This window comes from Ruegeria hyattellae, from assembly GCF_041537925.1.
Taxonomy (GTDB): domain Bacteria; phylum Pseudomonadota; class Alphaproteobacteria; order Rhodobacterales; family Rhodobacteraceae; genus Ruegeria_C.
Map to the genome: position 1 here is coordinate 226,228 of NZ_JBGOSH010000001.1, position 13,685 is coordinate 239,912.

13 protein-coding genes are annotated in these 13,685 nt (G+C 61.3%); 2 read left to right on the plus strand and 11 right to left on the minus strand.

Annotated features, from left to right (window positions below; translation table 11 throughout):
* Positions 1-91: 91 nt before the first annotated feature.
* The 4 genes from AB1E33_RS01070 to AB1E33_RS01085 are packed head-to-tail and all read right to left on the minus strand — an operon-like array spanning position 92 to position 4,718.
* Complete coding sequence (locus tag AB1E33_RS01070) at positions 92-643, minus strand: pyridoxamine 5'-phosphate oxidase family protein (protein WP_372575405.1); 552 nt, start codon at positions 641-643, stop codon at positions 92-94.
* Positions 636-1,673, minus strand: coding sequence for a lipocalin-like domain-containing protein (locus AB1E33_RS01075; RefSeq protein ID WP_372575406.1), 1,038 nt, complete (start codon positions 1,671-1,673; stop codon positions 636-638). Before AB1E33_RS01075 ends, AB1E33_RS01070 begins: the two co-directional genes overlap by 8 nt.
* A complete protein-coding gene (locus AB1E33_RS01080) occupies positions 1,663-4,074 on the minus strand; it encodes an ABC transporter permease (protein ID WP_372575407.1) in 2,412 nt (803 codons plus the stop codon). Before AB1E33_RS01080 ends, AB1E33_RS01075 begins: the two co-directional genes overlap by 11 nt.
* Positions 4,071-4,718, minus strand: coding sequence for an ABC transporter ATP-binding protein (locus tag AB1E33_RS01085; RefSeq protein WP_372575408.1), 648 nt, complete (start codon positions 4,716-4,718; stop codon positions 4,071-4,073). Before AB1E33_RS01085 ends, AB1E33_RS01080 begins: the two co-directional genes overlap by 4 nt.
* 172 nt (positions 4,719-4,890) lie before the next feature.
* Between AB1E33_RS01085 and AB1E33_RS01090 the strand changes: the two genes are divergently transcribed.
* A complete protein-coding gene (locus AB1E33_RS01090; RefSeq protein WP_372575409.1) occupies positions 4,891-5,331 on the plus strand; it encodes a potassium channel family protein in 441 nt (146 codons plus the stop codon).
* A gap of 7 nt (positions 5,332-5,338) precedes the next feature.
* Here AB1E33_RS01090 and cls read toward each other — a convergent pair whose 3' ends face one another.
* The 7 genes from cls to AB1E33_RS01125 all read right to left on the minus strand — a co-directional run bounded on the left by cls (position 5,339) and on the right by AB1E33_RS01125 (position 12,683).
* Positions 5,339-6,751 (minus strand): cardiolipin synthase, encoded by a 1,413-nt coding sequence (cls, locus tag AB1E33_RS01095; protein WP_372575410.1) that lies wholly within the window; start codon positions 6,749-6,751, stop codon positions 5,339-5,341.
* A gap of 23 nt (positions 6,752-6,774) precedes the next feature.
* Positions 6,775-7,764, minus strand: coding sequence for an HAD family hydrolase (locus AB1E33_RS01100; RefSeq protein WP_372575411.1), 990 nt, complete (start codon positions 7,762-7,764; stop codon positions 6,775-6,777).
* Between the two features lie 101 nt (positions 7,765-7,865).
* Complete coding sequence (locus AB1E33_RS01105; protein WP_372575412.1) at positions 7,866-9,449, minus strand: arylsulfatase; 1,584 nt, start codon at positions 9,447-9,449, stop codon at positions 7,866-7,868.
* Positions 9,450-9,701: 252 nt separating this feature from the next.
* A complete protein-coding gene (locus AB1E33_RS01110; protein ID WP_372575413.1) occupies positions 9,702-10,820 on the minus strand; it encodes an acetoin utilization protein AcuC in 1,119 nt (372 codons plus the stop codon).
* A complete protein-coding gene (locus tag AB1E33_RS01115; RefSeq protein ID WP_372575414.1) occupies positions 10,821-11,282 on the minus strand; it encodes a phage holin family protein in 462 nt (153 codons plus the stop codon).
* Between the two features lie 13 nt (positions 11,283-11,295).
* Positions 11,296-11,571, minus strand: a complete 276-nt coding sequence (locus AB1E33_RS01120) for a hypothetical protein (RefSeq protein ID WP_372575415.1) — start codon at positions 11,569-11,571, stop codon at positions 11,296-11,298.
* On the minus strand, positions 11,571-12,683 hold the full coding sequence (locus tag AB1E33_RS01125; protein WP_372575416.1) for an AI-2E family transporter: 1,113 nt from the start codon (positions 12,681-12,683) through the stop codon (positions 11,571-11,573). Before AB1E33_RS01125 ends, AB1E33_RS01120 begins: the two co-directional genes overlap by 1 nt.
* A gap of 117 nt (positions 12,684-12,800) precedes the next feature.
* Here AB1E33_RS01125 and AB1E33_RS01130 point away from each other — a divergent pair, with 117 nt between their 5' ends.
* Positions 12,801-13,658, plus strand: coding sequence for a YihY/virulence factor BrkB family protein (locus AB1E33_RS01130; protein WP_372575417.1), 858 nt, complete (start codon positions 12,801-12,803; stop codon positions 13,656-13,658).
* Positions 13,659-13,685 lie beyond the last annotated feature (27 nt).

The window sequence follows — 13,685 nt, forward strand, 5'->3', positions numbered from 1 at the left end:
AGGACCGGGAGTCATGAGGGTATCATCCAAATCGGCGCGAATGTTGCAACGGGTGTTATTGGTTTTTCTGCAAAATTCGCATTCCCTAGGGTCAGGGCGATAGCCAATGGCCCGCCCAACCATCCGCCCGTTCGAAATTCGCGCGGCGGTGACCGGCCGGGTCGAGGCAGACCGACTCAATCCGCGACAGCGTGATGGCCAGCGCGGCGAAATGGGCCACGTCGGGCAGGATGGCCCAAGCATCCGACCGGTCGATCAAACTGCCGGGCGGCGGGACGTGGCCATAGGCCTCGCGCATGTGATCGGGCACCGCGTCCCAAGCCTCGGGGCTGCCTGGTGTCACCCAGGCGGTGCCGTTCATCCGCAACTGAACAAGGTCATCGGCCGACCACAGATGCAGCGCCACTTGCGGGTTCTGCCGCAATTGCCCCACTTTGTCCGACCGTTTGTCGGTATAAGCGGTCAGCTGACCCAATGCCCGGTCTACCTTTCGCAACACCATGATCCGCGACTGCGGCGCACCATTGCCATCCACCGTCGAGAGCGTGACATAGCGCAACGGCGAGCGTCCCTCAGAGATCGCCTGATCCAACAGCCCCCAGGCCTGATCCAGCGTTTCGGCCAGTCCCGGTGGGTCAGTCATAGCCCGTCATCTCCAGATATCCCTTGCCACCATGGCTGCCGATGACGCGCACCGGTCCCTCCCAATAGGGAAACGAGGTTGCCATCCAAGCCTGCGGGTTCAGTGCCTCGATCTCAACCGAAAGCGCCTTGTCGGGCACGCCCAACTGCCAGCGCGTGGGCAGATCGCGCCCCGCGACGGCGGTCAGATTCAGCGGCTCGACCGTGATCAGCCCGTCGGGCAGGGCCTTTGCCGTCCCATCTGCGTCGATCCAGGTGCCCGAGGTGAAATCGCCACGCCCGCCACGCAGCCGGAACGCCATCAGTCGCGTGCCATCGTCAAAGCTGAGCGAGAACCAGTCCCAGCCTGTCTGATCCTCCGACAGCGGCTGTGAGGACCACTCGCGGTCCAGCCAGGCGTTGCCGGTCACCTCGACCGGTCCCGATGGCAGGGTCAACGTGCCGGTCACCGTGAAACCCGGTTGCGAGTAGTAGTAGCTGGCCTGACCGTCCTGCGATTTCACTGAATAGCCCCGGTCGCCATGCAATACCAATGGGCCCTGCGCGGCGAGGCGCAGGTCATAGCTGAAATCCATGCCTCGCGCCCGCAGATCGAGCGTGTCGAAATCGGGTCCGGCCAGCCGCCAATCGTCGATCCAGGCCTCGAACGGGTCGGCGGCGACACCGGCCTGTCCGATCCCACCGCGCGCCAACCGCTCGGCCACGAAATGCCGCTCGGGCGTGGTCAGCGCGGCATGGGCCATCCAGAGATGCGGGCTTTGCCAGCCGTCCTTTTCGTAAGGCGCCAGCGCCGAGCGGAAAAGGGTCCACTGGATGCCATAGTCGCGGCCATTCGCGCCGGTGAGTGTGGCGGTGACATACCACCACTCGATTCGATAGGCAGGGTGCGGACCGTGATCGCGCGGAAATGCGAGGGCCTGCCCGCGTTCGGGCACCGCAAACCCATCGGCATCGCTGCCCAGCCCGGCAAAGCCCTGTGCGGCGGCGCCGAACGGCAGCATGAGCAGGAAGATCAGGATGCTAACGCGCATTGGCAAATACCTGCAGCAGGTCCGAGGGCGGCAGGCGGCGCAGCCGCCGGGCGGGCAGAAGGGCAGCCAGAACGGCGGTGGCCACTGCAAGCAGCAACAGGATCAGCCATTGCAGCGGGAAAAGATGCATCGGCAGGCGCCAGCCAAACGCCTCGACATTGATGATGGCCAGCAGCGCCCAGGCAAGAACCAACCCCAAGGGCAGCGCAAGCATCGCAGTCATCACCGCGAGGGCGACGCTGCGCAGGACCTCCAGCCGCGCCAGCGTGTCGCGCCGCACACCCAGCGCCCAGACCGGGGCCAGTTGCGGCAACCGGTGCGCCCAGAGGGTCAGCAGGCTGGTCAGGATGGCGAAGCCCGCGACACCAAGCGTCAGGATATTCAGCGCGCCGGTGACCACGAAGGTTTTCTCGAAAATCGCCAGCGAGGACGCCTTGATCGCGGCCTGCGGCACCAAAGCCTGCGGCGGCAGGGCGAAGGTATCGGCTAGCTCGGTGCGCAGATCTCCCGCCTGCGCCGGATCGATCCGAATGCCAAAGCGGGTATTGGGCAGGTCCGGCACGCGTTCCAGCAGCGCGGGCAGGGCGGTGATAGCCTGCCCGGTCGGGTTGCCGTAATCGGAGTAGACCCCGACGATAGGAAGGGTCCAGCCCGGCAGCAGCGTGACGGCATCGCCCGGCCACAGATCCATCCGCCGCGCCATCTGTTCGTTGATGAGCGCGCCACGCCCCTCGGCCACTGCATCCCAGACTTGCGGTGTTGCAGCGATGAGCGGCCAGTTGTCGCGATAGGTCGGATGATCGACGATGCCATAGAGAAACACCGCCTGGTCCGAGACCTGCACTTCGGTTGACCGGATCGGCAGCACCGCATCGGCGCGGCTGTGCAGCCAAAGCGCGATCTCGGCGCCCTGGGCATCGTCACGGGCGGTCACATAAAGCTCGGAAGCCAGCCTCTGGTCGAGCCAGCCGGTGAAGGTCAACCGAAAGCTCGACACCATCGTTCCAACGCCAATATTGGCGGCCAGCGCCAGCAGCAACGCCATCAGCGCCAGCGACAGGCCCGGCAGTTGCGCACGCATGTCGGCCCAGACCCACGTGCTGAGTGGACCGCGAGAGAATCCGGCCCCAATCCGCAGCGCCAGCGACAAAAGAGGCGGCAGCAGCAGCGCTGCGCCCATCAGCAACCCGCCCAACATCACGAACCCGGCGACCAGACCGTCAAACACAGCCAGCGCCAGAAACCCGGCGCAGATCAGCAGCGTGCCGATCCCGGCTTGCGCAAGGACAGGCAGGCCTTGCGCCGACCAGGCGTACTGGCCCTGCGCCTGCAGGATCGGCACCCGAGAGAGCCGCCACAGCGCCTGCGCGCTGGCAGCGAATGTCCCGGCAACGGCCATCATCAGACCAAGTGCCACCCAGGCAGGCTGCAACGCCAGATCGCCGTCCACTGGCGCGCCGTAAAGCCCGCGCAGCGTGGCGGCGACATCAGGCAACAGCGCGGCGGCAACCACATAACCAAGCGCAAGGCCGACCGTGCCACCGATCAGGGCAAACAGCAGCAACTCGCCCAGCATCAGCCAGGTCAGATCCCGCAGCGGCAGGCCCAGGGCGCGCAATGTGCGGATCATCCCGCGCCGTTGCTCGAAGGACAGCCCGACCATGCCATGCACGATGAACAACCCCACTGCAAAAGACAGCAGGCCGAAGGCGGTCAGATTCAGGTGGAAACTGTCGGTCAGCCGCGCCAGTTCCGACCGGCCCTCGGCCTGCACCCGCACCAGATCGGGGGCGAGATCGGCAAGCGGGGCAAGCCCGTCGGGTTGATCCGGCAAGATCAGCAGGCGGGTGATCTCTCCGCTGCGGTTCAACAGCGTCTCGGCGGTGCCGATATCGGTCAATACCACGCCGGTGGGCAGATTTTGCGAGAGGGTCACGGGCGGCAGCCCCACCTGCGCGCGCAAGCGCCGCGCCGTCTCGGGCCGCGCGATCAGCAGGCCGGGGGCGAGCAGCGCGTCGGCGGGGGCGATCCCGTCGATGTCCGAGGTTTCCTCGATCGCGGGCAGCGCGGGATATGAAAGCAGATCGACGCCCATCACCTCGACCAACCCACCCGGCAACGGCATCCGTCCGTCGAGTACCGCCGCCAGTTGCCAGCCCGCGCGGCGCAGGGCGACATAGCGCGCCAGCGGGATCGGACCGCTGGCGGCGCGCAGCTCATCGAACCTGCCAGTGCCCAATTGCGCGCTGGCCTCGGCATAGCTGGAGCGTGCCTCGGCATTGATGGCCTGTACCGCCGACCAAAGGCCGGTAGCCAGCGCAAGCCCCGCCAGAAGGGTCACCAATTGCAGCGGATGCCGTGACCAGTGCGACCAGAGACAGGCAATCGCCGCGCGCCTCATGCCAGATGCCCCCCGCTGAGGTGCGCGCGCCGGTCCAGCCGGGCAGCAATCGCGTCGGAATGGGTGACCAGCAGCAACCCGCAGCCGGTTTCAGCCACCAGATTCAGCATCAGGTCCAACACCGCAGCACTTGCGGTTTCATCCAGATTGCCGGTGGGCTCGTCCGCCAGCAGCAGGGCAGGGCGCGCAGCCAGCGACCGCCCGAAGGCGACGCGTTGCTGCTGGCCGCCCGAAAGCTGTTCAGGAAACCGCGCCAGCAGCGCGCTCAGCCCCAGCCGGTCGGTTAGATGCGACAGCCACGCGGCATCGCTCCGGCCCGACAGGCGGGCGTGAAAGGCGAGGTTCTGTTCGACGCTCAGCGACGGGATCAGGTTGAACTGCTGGAACACCAGCGCCAGGGACCCGCGCCGCAACGCCGCGCGCCCGCGCTCGTCGAGACCGGACAGGGCGGTTCCCGCAATCGTGATCTCACCGCTGTCGAAGTGGTCCAGTGCGCCCACCAGATTCAGCAACGTGCTCTTGCCCGAGCCACTTTCGCCGGTCAGCGCCACTGTCTCGCCATGGTCCAGACGTAGCGAGACACGATCCAGTACCGGTCGCCCGCCCAAATAGGTCTTGCTGACAGTCTCGACACTCAGAAGCATGTGATCAGTCCGTAGCCTAGCAAATTGAACGCATTACGATTTCCAACCGACAATCTGACTGCACGGGACCTGCTGTCCAGTCTAAAAGGTCGATGCGCGGGATTGACGCGGGTCAGACTTTGGGACACCAAATAGGCGAATACCGAGACTATTTCAGCAACAGGAGACGCACGTGTCGCTGCCACATCAGATCGTTTGGGGCAGTCTCTATCTGGGGATTTGCTTTCTGGTTGAAATTCTGTTGCTGGTCTGGTGCACGCTGATCCTGCGCTCTTTTGCCAGCAAGTATGAGCAGTCCTCGCCGACCCTACAGGCGGGCGGGTTGATTAGCATTGCCCTGTTTTTCATCGTTCTGGCCCACACGATTCAGGTCTGGGTCTGGGCAATTGCCTGGGTCACAGACGGGACGCTGATGGACTGGAACACAGCACTCTATTTCTCGTTGGTGACCTATACCACGCTGGGCTATGGCGACATCGTGCTTGGGCCGGAATTGCGGATTTTTGCCTCGTTTTCTGCAGTTGCGGGTCTGTTGGCCTTTGGGCTCTCCACCGCATATCTGGTTGCGCTGATGTCGATGGTCTTTGAAAAGCAGCTTCGCCCGGACGATTAGATAAGTCTCACAAAATGGGTGCAACCAGCCGTGCCAGCGGCGCGCCATAGCGAATATGCGGTGGCTGCAGGTCGAGTGTCTTGATCAACTCGTAGCTCTGCGCGAAATCATCCTTGAGCATTGCCTCCACCTGACCGGCAAAGCCTGCGTCGAAGATCAGCGCCATCGCCTCGAAATTCAGCCGGAACGAGCGGTTGTCGAGATTGGTGGTGCCCACCGCCGCCAGTCGATCATCGATCAGAAACACTTTCTGGTGCAGGAACCCGGCATTGTAGCGCGACACGCGCGCACCGGCCTCGCAAAGCTCGTCAAAAAAGGCAAAGGCCGCCAGCCAGACGGTCTTGTGGTCGATCTCGTCCGGGACGAGCAGGCGCACATCAACCCCGCGCAGGGCCGCATGTTTCAGTGCCGTCATGATGTCGCCATCGGGAATGAAATAGGGCGAGGCGATCCAGATTCGGGTCTGCGCGGCGGCAATGGCGGAAAAGAACATCATCGAGCCGGTCTCGGTTCGGTCGCCCGGTCCGGTAGCGACGATCAGGGCATTGACGCCGGGCTTTTCGAACCGGGTCGCCCAGTTCAGATCGTCGATGATCTCGACATTGCGCGCCCAGTGCCAATCCTCCACAAAGATCAGTTGCAATTGCAGCACCGCCGGCCCAGTCAGGCGCAGATGGGTGTCGCGCCAATGGCCGAATTTCGGGTCATTTCCCAGATATTCCTCGCCGACGTTATGCCCGCCGATGAAGCCGACCTCACCATCGACGATAACGGTCTTGCGGTGGTTCCGGTAATTCAATTGGAAACGGAAGTTCGGACCCCGCTGCTGATGCGGGTTCACCATATCGACACCGGCATCGATCAGGCTTTGGATGTAGGTTTCTGATAGATGATAGCTGCCGACCGCATCGGTCAGAACCCGCACTGAAACGCCACGTTCCACCGCCTTGATCAGGCGGTCGTGCAGTTCATTGCCAAGGTCGTCATCACGCAGGATGTAGAATTGCACCAGCACATAAGATCGCGCGGTCTCGATGGCGGCAAAGATCGCCTCGAAGGTGGCCGCGCCATCAATCAGCAATTCAACGCTGTTGCCCCGCACCACTGGCAGATGGGCGATATTTTCAAAGGGCAGGACGTTAAGCCGTAACTCTTCGGCTGGCGGTCGGGCCTGCGCGGCAAAGGCCTTGATCCCCTCGACGACGCGCTCACTTTCCCGGCGCGCAATACGATAGCCGCGAAACCGGTGGTGGCCCAGAAACATATAGGCCGGGACCGCCACCAGCGGAAAGGTCAGCAGGAACATTACCCAGGCCACCGAGCCTTGCGGTGTGCGCGCCGTCTGCGCGGCGCGAAGAGCGCAGAACGCTGCCGAGACATATGCTGCCAGAAGGACCAGCGAAACCAGAAGGGTCCACATGAGGTAGATGCCTTTTCAGTGACTTACTGGGCCCCAGTGTATATGCGGTTCCAGTCCTTGGCCATGTTAACGATCACCCAGCCCAATTCGGGGCCGCGATCCAGCCCGTCATTCAGCCGCCCGATATGGCTGTCGCGATCATAGGCGTATTCGCGTTCGCCATCGGTGTGATGCACGATCAAGCCAAGGCGAGGCCCGTCGCCCGCAGTTGTCCATTCCAGCATCGCGAAATCGCCATCTGAGTTCCCGCCCGCGAAAATCGGCCGCCTGCCGATGGTGCGCTCGATATTGACCGGCTTGCCCGCCTTGTCGTCAATAAAGGCGATGCCGGGAGATTTGACGATCACGGGCGCGCCGTCGATCACCTCGTAGCTGCTATCAGCATAGCTGCCCAATATCTGTTCGGGCGGGATGCCATAGGCATCCTCGGCAAAGGCCCTCATGAAATGCAGCCCGCCACCTGAGACGATATAGGTCTTGAACCCTTCGTCGCGCAGGTAGCGCAGCAGTTCGACCATCGGCTGATAAGTCATCTGGTCATAGGGCAGGCCTGTATCGGGGTGGCGCGCCTCGGCCAGCCAGTCGGCCACCGCCTGTTGAAATACCGCGACGCTGGTGCCGGAATGCGACGCGTTGACGACCTCCAGAATGGCGTCGGTCCCGCCCTTTCCGACGGTTTCAAGATCACCTGCTGCGGCAGCCTTGAGCGTGTCACTGGTCAGGATCGAGGGGTCGTCCTGTGCCAGGTCCGCCAGCCGGTCCATTGCAAAGATCAGCTGGAAATAGACCGGCTGCTCGCCCCAGAGCGTGCCGTCATTGTCAAAGACCGCAATCCGTTCGGCCGGCGTGACATAGTCATCGCCGCCGGGCGTTGTCACCGTTTCCACGAAATCGATGATACGGTTGCGCGCGTCCGAGTCCGCCCAAGAAGGCAGGGGATCCGCAGATGTGGCGGTACTGCCAAGACCGGTCAGGGCGACTGCCATAGTCAGGGTAAGGAGGGCTCGTTTCATGATGTTTGTACCTTTGATGCATGTCACTGCAACAATGACTCCCCAAAAATTCAAAAAACCCGCAACTCCAGATAGGGGCTGCGGGTTCAGGTTTTGCAAGGTTACTTGGAGCCGACCTGACTGAAGATCTTGTCCTTGGCATCGCCGATCGTAAAGCTGCCAGGCTTCTGCCGTGGCGGGAACTCTTCGAAAGTAGCAAGGAACTGGCCTACATACTCAGCTGCTGGCAACAGCAGGTAAACACGGTCTATGTACCAGTCCCAATAGGTGTTTGAGGTAACATTGGACCGTTCATACGGATCGCGGCGCAGGTTGAACAGCAATGGAATACGCAGTTCGGTCCAGGGTTCGGCCCAGGCGCGCAACGTTTGCGGATAGCGGTGCTCGAGGAACACAGCCTTCCAATCGTCATAGCGTAGCGCTGTCAGGTCACCATCATCCGAGAAATAAAAGATCTCGTGCCGGGGGCCTTCATCGCTTTCTCCGGTCAGGTAGGGCAGGAAGTTGTAACCGTCCAGATGCACCCTGTAGTCACGTCCGCCGCCAACTTCGGCCACGGTGATCCCTTCAAGAAGTTGCTCCTTGATGTCCGGGTTTCCTGCGACTGCCAGATAGGTCGGCAACCAGTCCATGTGATGCATGATCTCGTTCGAGATCGAGCCGGCCTCGATCTTGCCGGGCCAGCGTACCATCGACGGCACGCGCCAACCGCCCTCAAAATTGGTGTTCTTCTCTCCGCGGAACGGCGTCATGGCTGCATCTGGCCAAGTGTTCATATGCGGGCCATTGTCGGTGGAATAATGGACGATCGTGTTATCGGCGATTCCCAGTTCATCCAACAGGTCAAGGAACTGACCGGCATGCATGTCATGTTCGATCATACCGGCCTGGTATTCGTCCAGATGCTTCCCGGCAATCTCATCTGCCTTGGCTCGCATCTCGTCTTTGACATGGGTTCGGAAGTGCATCCGTGTACCTGACCACCAGACGTACCACGGCACGCCTTCTTCGGTCTTGCGCTTGATGAAATCGATCGCCGCTGCGACCGTTTCGTCATCCACGGTTTCCATGCGCTTTTTGGTTAGCGGACCGGTGTCTTCGATCGTTCCATCGGCACTGGATTTGATCACCCCTCGCGGACCGAACCTCTCGCGGAATTCGGGGTTTTGAGGATAGTCTTCGTTCTCGGGCTCTTCTTCAGCGTTGAGGTGATAGAGATTGCCGAAAAATTCATCAAAGCCGTGATTGGTCGGAAGCATCTCGTCCCGGTCGCCCAGGTGATTTTTTCCAAACTGACCTGTTGCATAGCCCTGGGCTTTCAACAGGCCGGCAATGGTGGGGTCCTCGACCTGCATGCCTTCTTTTGCGCCAGGCAGGCCGACTTTGGACAGGCCGGTCCGGAATACCGATTGACCCATGATGTAAGAAGACCGACCTGCCGTACAGGATTGCTCGCCATAATAGTCGGTGAAAATCATGCCTTCATCGGCAATCCGATCGATATTGGGGGTCTGGTACCCCATCAGCCCCATCGTATAGGCCGAAATGTTGGACTGACCGATATCGTCGCCCCAGATGACCAGAATGTTCGGCTTCTCAGCCTGGGCCAGCGCGGGCAGCGACCAAAGACCAAGTATTGCTGCCGCACAACCTATTCGTGTGACACGTCTGATGCCAGAAAGCATGTCATTCTCCCTGTTTGCCGCGCTAAAACGGAACAAAACCATCAATCGACCGGAGAACGCGCGGATCATTATTTTCACTCCGGCAGGTAGGTAGAAGTCTTCGATGTTACAAAAGTTTGTTTGTTTGCGGGCAGATGGCGATTCCCACAGCTGGGATTGAGCCTTGAATACACCCTCACGTCAACGAAATTGTGAGAATGCTTGACAGGGTGGTGACAGTGCGAAAATCAATTTATGGTTGTGCCCTGTTATTCAGGTACGGGTGGCCATCCGCGCCTGCATATGCGCGATGATATGGCGGGTTTCGTCTCGCACCGGTCCGGGCCGGGGCGTGTCGCGCAGTGTAGCGATCCAGTGCGGGGCGGGCGGGTTGCCCGTCTTGCGGGTCCAACGCAATCTGGCCAACACTTCCTGGGCATCATCTGGCAGCATACCGGGCAGGTCATGCCCGTTCAGCACCGCCCAGAGCCCGGTCCAGAGCCGCGCCACGCTCCACGGGTTATACCCGCCACCGCCCAGAACAAGCATCTTGTCGCTCAAACCCATCAGTTGGCCTAGCAAGTGCCAATGGGCGGTGTTGGACAGGGCAAGACGCGACAGCGGGTCCTCATCTACCGCATCCGCTCCGCATTGCAAGATGAGGACATCAGGCCGAAAATCCGAAAGGAGAGGCAGGATTACCGCTTCGCAGAGGGCGTGAAACTCGCTGTCATTGAAGCCACGCGGAACCGGCAAGTTGTAGGCCGTTCCGCCGCCCTGATCCGAAAGCTTGCCAGTGAACGGCCAGCGCCGCTGTTCATGCACCGAGATCAGCCGCAGACGGCGCTCTCCGACAAAGGCTGCCTCGACCCCATCGCAATGATGCGCGTCAATATCGACATAGGCGACCCGTTGCTGTCCGAGTGCAATCAGACGCCGGATCGCCAGAACCGGGTCGTTGAGATAGCAGAACCCGTTTGCGCGGTCGGGATGCCCATGATGGGTGCCACCGCCGGGGTTGAAGACCAGCCCGCCGCGCGCAACAAGATCAGCCCCCAGGATCGAGCCGCCCGCCGCTGTGGCAGGACGGCGGTACATCTCGGGAAAGACCGGGTTGGAAAGGGTACCCAGGCCATGGCGCGACCGCGTTTCATCGCTGACCTGTTGCGCCTTTTCAGCGGCTTGTAGCGCGTTGATGTAGCGCTCTGTGTGAAACCCGGTCAGTGCGGCGGGTTTGGCGCGGGGGCTGGTGCGGTATTGCGCCTTGGGCAGCCAGCCCAGCGAACGGCACAGGTCAAGTACCGTCGACACCCGAGGGATCGCCAGCGGGTGTTTCACACCATAGCTCGAACCCCGGTAGATCTCTGATCCGATCAAGATCGGGGCGGGCATCTATTTCCCGGCGCTTTTCATCAGGATCGAAAGCAGCGGACCGATGAGGGCGGGCAGGGCAGAGCCCAGCGGATCGCGGGCGATCTGGGTGACCTGACGTCCGATGCCCCGAACCTCGTCCACCGCCTCTTCCAGGTCGGTTTCCAGTTCGGCGATTGCCATGTCCCGCATCTCTATGGCCGGGCCGACATCCTTCTCGGCGCTCAGGCGACTGGCGACCGAGGCCAGGATCGCGGCCAGCACCAGATTGGCGAGCGCCACGACAACCGCCGCCAGATAGCTTTCCATCACCGTGGAGAGCGCCTGGTAGGCCGCGACATTCAGCATGATGATCCCGATCCCGGTGATCAGCGCGGCAAACAGCATCAGCCCCGTCTGCTGTTGGAACACGGCCATCTGGCGCCGGGTGATCAGCCGTTCGGTGCGGTAGATGATCGAGAGGTTTCTTGTGATCCGGCTCATCCCTGCGCTCCTTTCAGAATTTCGTAACACGGCCCAGGGCAAAGCCCAGACCAAAAGCGGCAATCGTGGTCAGCAGCGGCTTTTGCACCGGGAAATCTCCCAGCTCCTTGGAAAACTGCGCCCAGAGCGCGTCCAACTCACTGCTGTCGATGCCGTGATCGGCCAGCATCCTGTCAAAGCTTGAGCGATCGTCGTCTACTTCAGGGCCGGGTTCCGCTGTCGCGGGTTTGTCGGCAAGCTGTGCCCTCAGCGCGGCCAGTTCCGCCTCAAGTTCGGCTTTGGTCGCCATTACGATGTCCTTTCGGTGTCTGAGTCAAAGATCGTCCCATCCTTCGACATCAGGATAGCAACGGGTCGCAAAGCCTTGATATGGCTGAAAACGATCAGCAGGCAGACGGTCACCGGTACGCTCAGGAACGCGCCCACGACGCCCCAGATCGAGCTCCAGAATGTCAGCGATATGATGACCATGAAAGTCGACATGTTGAGCGACCGACCCAGCAGCGCCGGGTCCAGGAAATTACCCATTAGGAACTGCACGGTGCCGCAGAAGAACAGAATTATCAGGAAAGGTGTCAATGAATCGAACTGGACCAGCGCGATCAGTGCCGGGAACACCACGGCCACGATCGAGCCGATATTTGGAATGAAGTTCAGCCCGAAGGTCAGAACCGCCCAGGTTTCAGCATATTCCAGCCCCAGCCAGCGGAACACTGAATAGCTGATTAGTGCCGTCATCGCTGAGACCAGCGATTTCACCCCCACATAGCTTTGCAGGCTGCGCGTGATCGCCGTCATCATCGCGCTCAGTTTCTGGCCGAACACCTTGTCATTGGCGGCCAGCAGGATCTTTCGTCGGAACATCAGTCGCTCGGCCATCAGAAAGCCCACATAGAGGCTGATCAGAACAAAGGTGCTGAGAAACGAGGTCGCGCCGCCAACCGCGCTGCGCGCCACAAAGGACATGTCGATATTGACCAGGCTGTCATGGATGTATTTCGTCACATCATTGCCGACCAGCGCCACCAGCTTGTGCAGCGCGTTATCAAAGGCGTTCTCGTAATTGCTGAAGTTGCGGACCATCTGCGTGGCCTGACTGCCCAGCACATACATGATCATGAACAGCCCGGCCAGAACCACGATCACGGCCAGGATATTGGCGAACCAGACAGGCAGGGGCAGATAGTGGAGAATGTGGTCGCTTACCGCGATGATCAGCACATAGGCCAACAGGGCCAGCACCAGCGGGATCAGGAACCCGGACCCGGCATATAGCCCGAAGACCACCACGGCGATGACAATCGACACATCCCGGCACATGGACAGCTTGGGGTGCAGACCCACGCTGCGGGCGGGCTCGGTCGGAACCGGATCGGAATTTTCTTCTGGGTTGAAGGACATGCAGGCATTCCCCGGTTGGCATGTCGCAATGTTGCACCGGAGCGCCACGCGGTGCAATCGACGATTGAGACCCGCCTCGGCCATTGCACTGATCATTCCTGACACTAGGCTGGTGCCATGATCTTTCGCAATCATCTCGATCCGGCGCTGCCAATCCGCGCTCTCGCGACCGCATTCAGGCGGTTCGGCGACAAGAACGGCTGGGTGATGAGCAGCCATGTGGCGATGTTTGCGATGCTTGCGCTGTTCCCTTTCATCCTGTTCAGCATCGCGCTTGCGGGCAGCCTGTCGGAAAACGTGATCAACGACGATGTCATCTCGCTGATCTTCGGGGCCTGGCCGCCCGAGGTGTCGGGCCCGATCATCGCGGAACTCAGGACCGTGCTCAGCACATCCGGCACCGGGGTTCTGACACTCGGGGGACTCCTGGCACTGTTTTTTGCCTCGAACGGGGTGGATGCAGTGCGCATGGCGATGACGCGGGCCTATCACGACCGAGATGACAGGCCGTTCTGGCAGACAAGGTTGCTTTGCGTGTCGATTGTGCTGGCGGGAGCTGCCATCGTGATCGTGGCTGCCGCAATCGAGGTGGTGCTGCCGCTTTATGGCCAGTTGGTCTCCAAGGCGCTGACCGGTCAGTCCAAGGACCTGATTTCGGTCGAGCGGCTAAGCTGGATTTTCATCGTGGCAATGCCGGCGGGTGGGGTTCTGACCTTTCATATGCTGTTGCCTGCCCGGCGCCACAACCTGCGACAAATCCTGCCGGGCGTCGTGTTGACGCTGGTTCTCTGGGCTGTGGTCGGCTGGGGCTTTTCGATCTACGTGACACAATTCGCCAGTTACGGCGCGACCTATGCCGGGCTGGCCGGCGCGATGTCGGCGCTGATCTTTCTCTACCTGATTTCGGCCATTCTGATTCTGGGTGCCGAATTCAACGGGGCGCTGATGGATCTTCTGTCCGAGGAACCCTACTAGCGCTTGACCCGGTGCCGCGAATATCCG

Bases quoted from the DNA above. Each gene is read 5' to 3' on its own strand.
- AB1E33_RS01070 (WP_372575405.1), bottom strand. From the start codon at position 643: ATGACTGACCCACCGGGACTGGCCGAAACGCTGGATCAGGCCTGGGGG.
- AB1E33_RS01075 (WP_372575406.1), bottom strand. From the start codon at position 1,673: ATGCGCGTTAGCATCCTGATCTTCCTGCTCATGCTGCCGTTCGGCGCC.
- AB1E33_RS01080 (WP_372575407.1), bottom strand. From the start codon at position 4,074: ATGAGGCGCGCGGCGATTGCCTGTCTCTGGTCGCACTGGTCACGGCAT.
- AB1E33_RS01085 (WP_372575408.1), bottom strand. From the start codon at position 4,718: ATGCTTCTGAGTGTCGAGACTGTCAGCAAGACCTATTTGGGCGGGCGA.
- cls (WP_372575410.1), bottom strand. From the start codon at position 6,751: ATGTGGACCCTTCTGGTTTCGCTGGTCCTTCTGGCAGCATATGTCTCG.
- AB1E33_RS01100 (WP_372575411.1), bottom strand. From the start codon at position 7,764: ATGAAACGAGCCCTCCTTACCCTGACTATGGCAGTCGCCCTGACCGGT.
- AB1E33_RS01105 (WP_372575412.1), bottom strand. From the start codon at position 9,449: ATGCTTTCTGGCATCAGACGTGTCACACGAATAGGTTGTGCGGCAGCA.
- AB1E33_RS01110 (WP_372575413.1), bottom strand. From the start codon at position 10,820: ATGCCCGCCCCGATCTTGATCGGATCAGAGATCTACCGGGGTTCGAGC.
- AB1E33_RS01115 (WP_372575414.1), bottom strand. From the start codon at position 11,282: ATGAGCCGGATCACAAGAAACCTCTCGATCATCTACCGCACCGAACGG.
- AB1E33_RS01120 (WP_372575415.1), bottom strand. From the start codon at position 11,571: ATGGCGACCAAAGCCGAACTTGAGGCGGAACTGGCCGCGCTGAGGGCA.
- AB1E33_RS01125 (WP_372575416.1), bottom strand. From the start codon at position 12,683: ATGTCCTTCAACCCAGAAGAAAATTCCGATCCGGTTCCGACCGAGCCC.
- AB1E33_RS01130 (WP_372575417.1), top strand. From the start codon at position 12,801: ATGATCTTTCGCAATCATCTCGATCCGGCGCTGCCAATCCGCGCTCTC.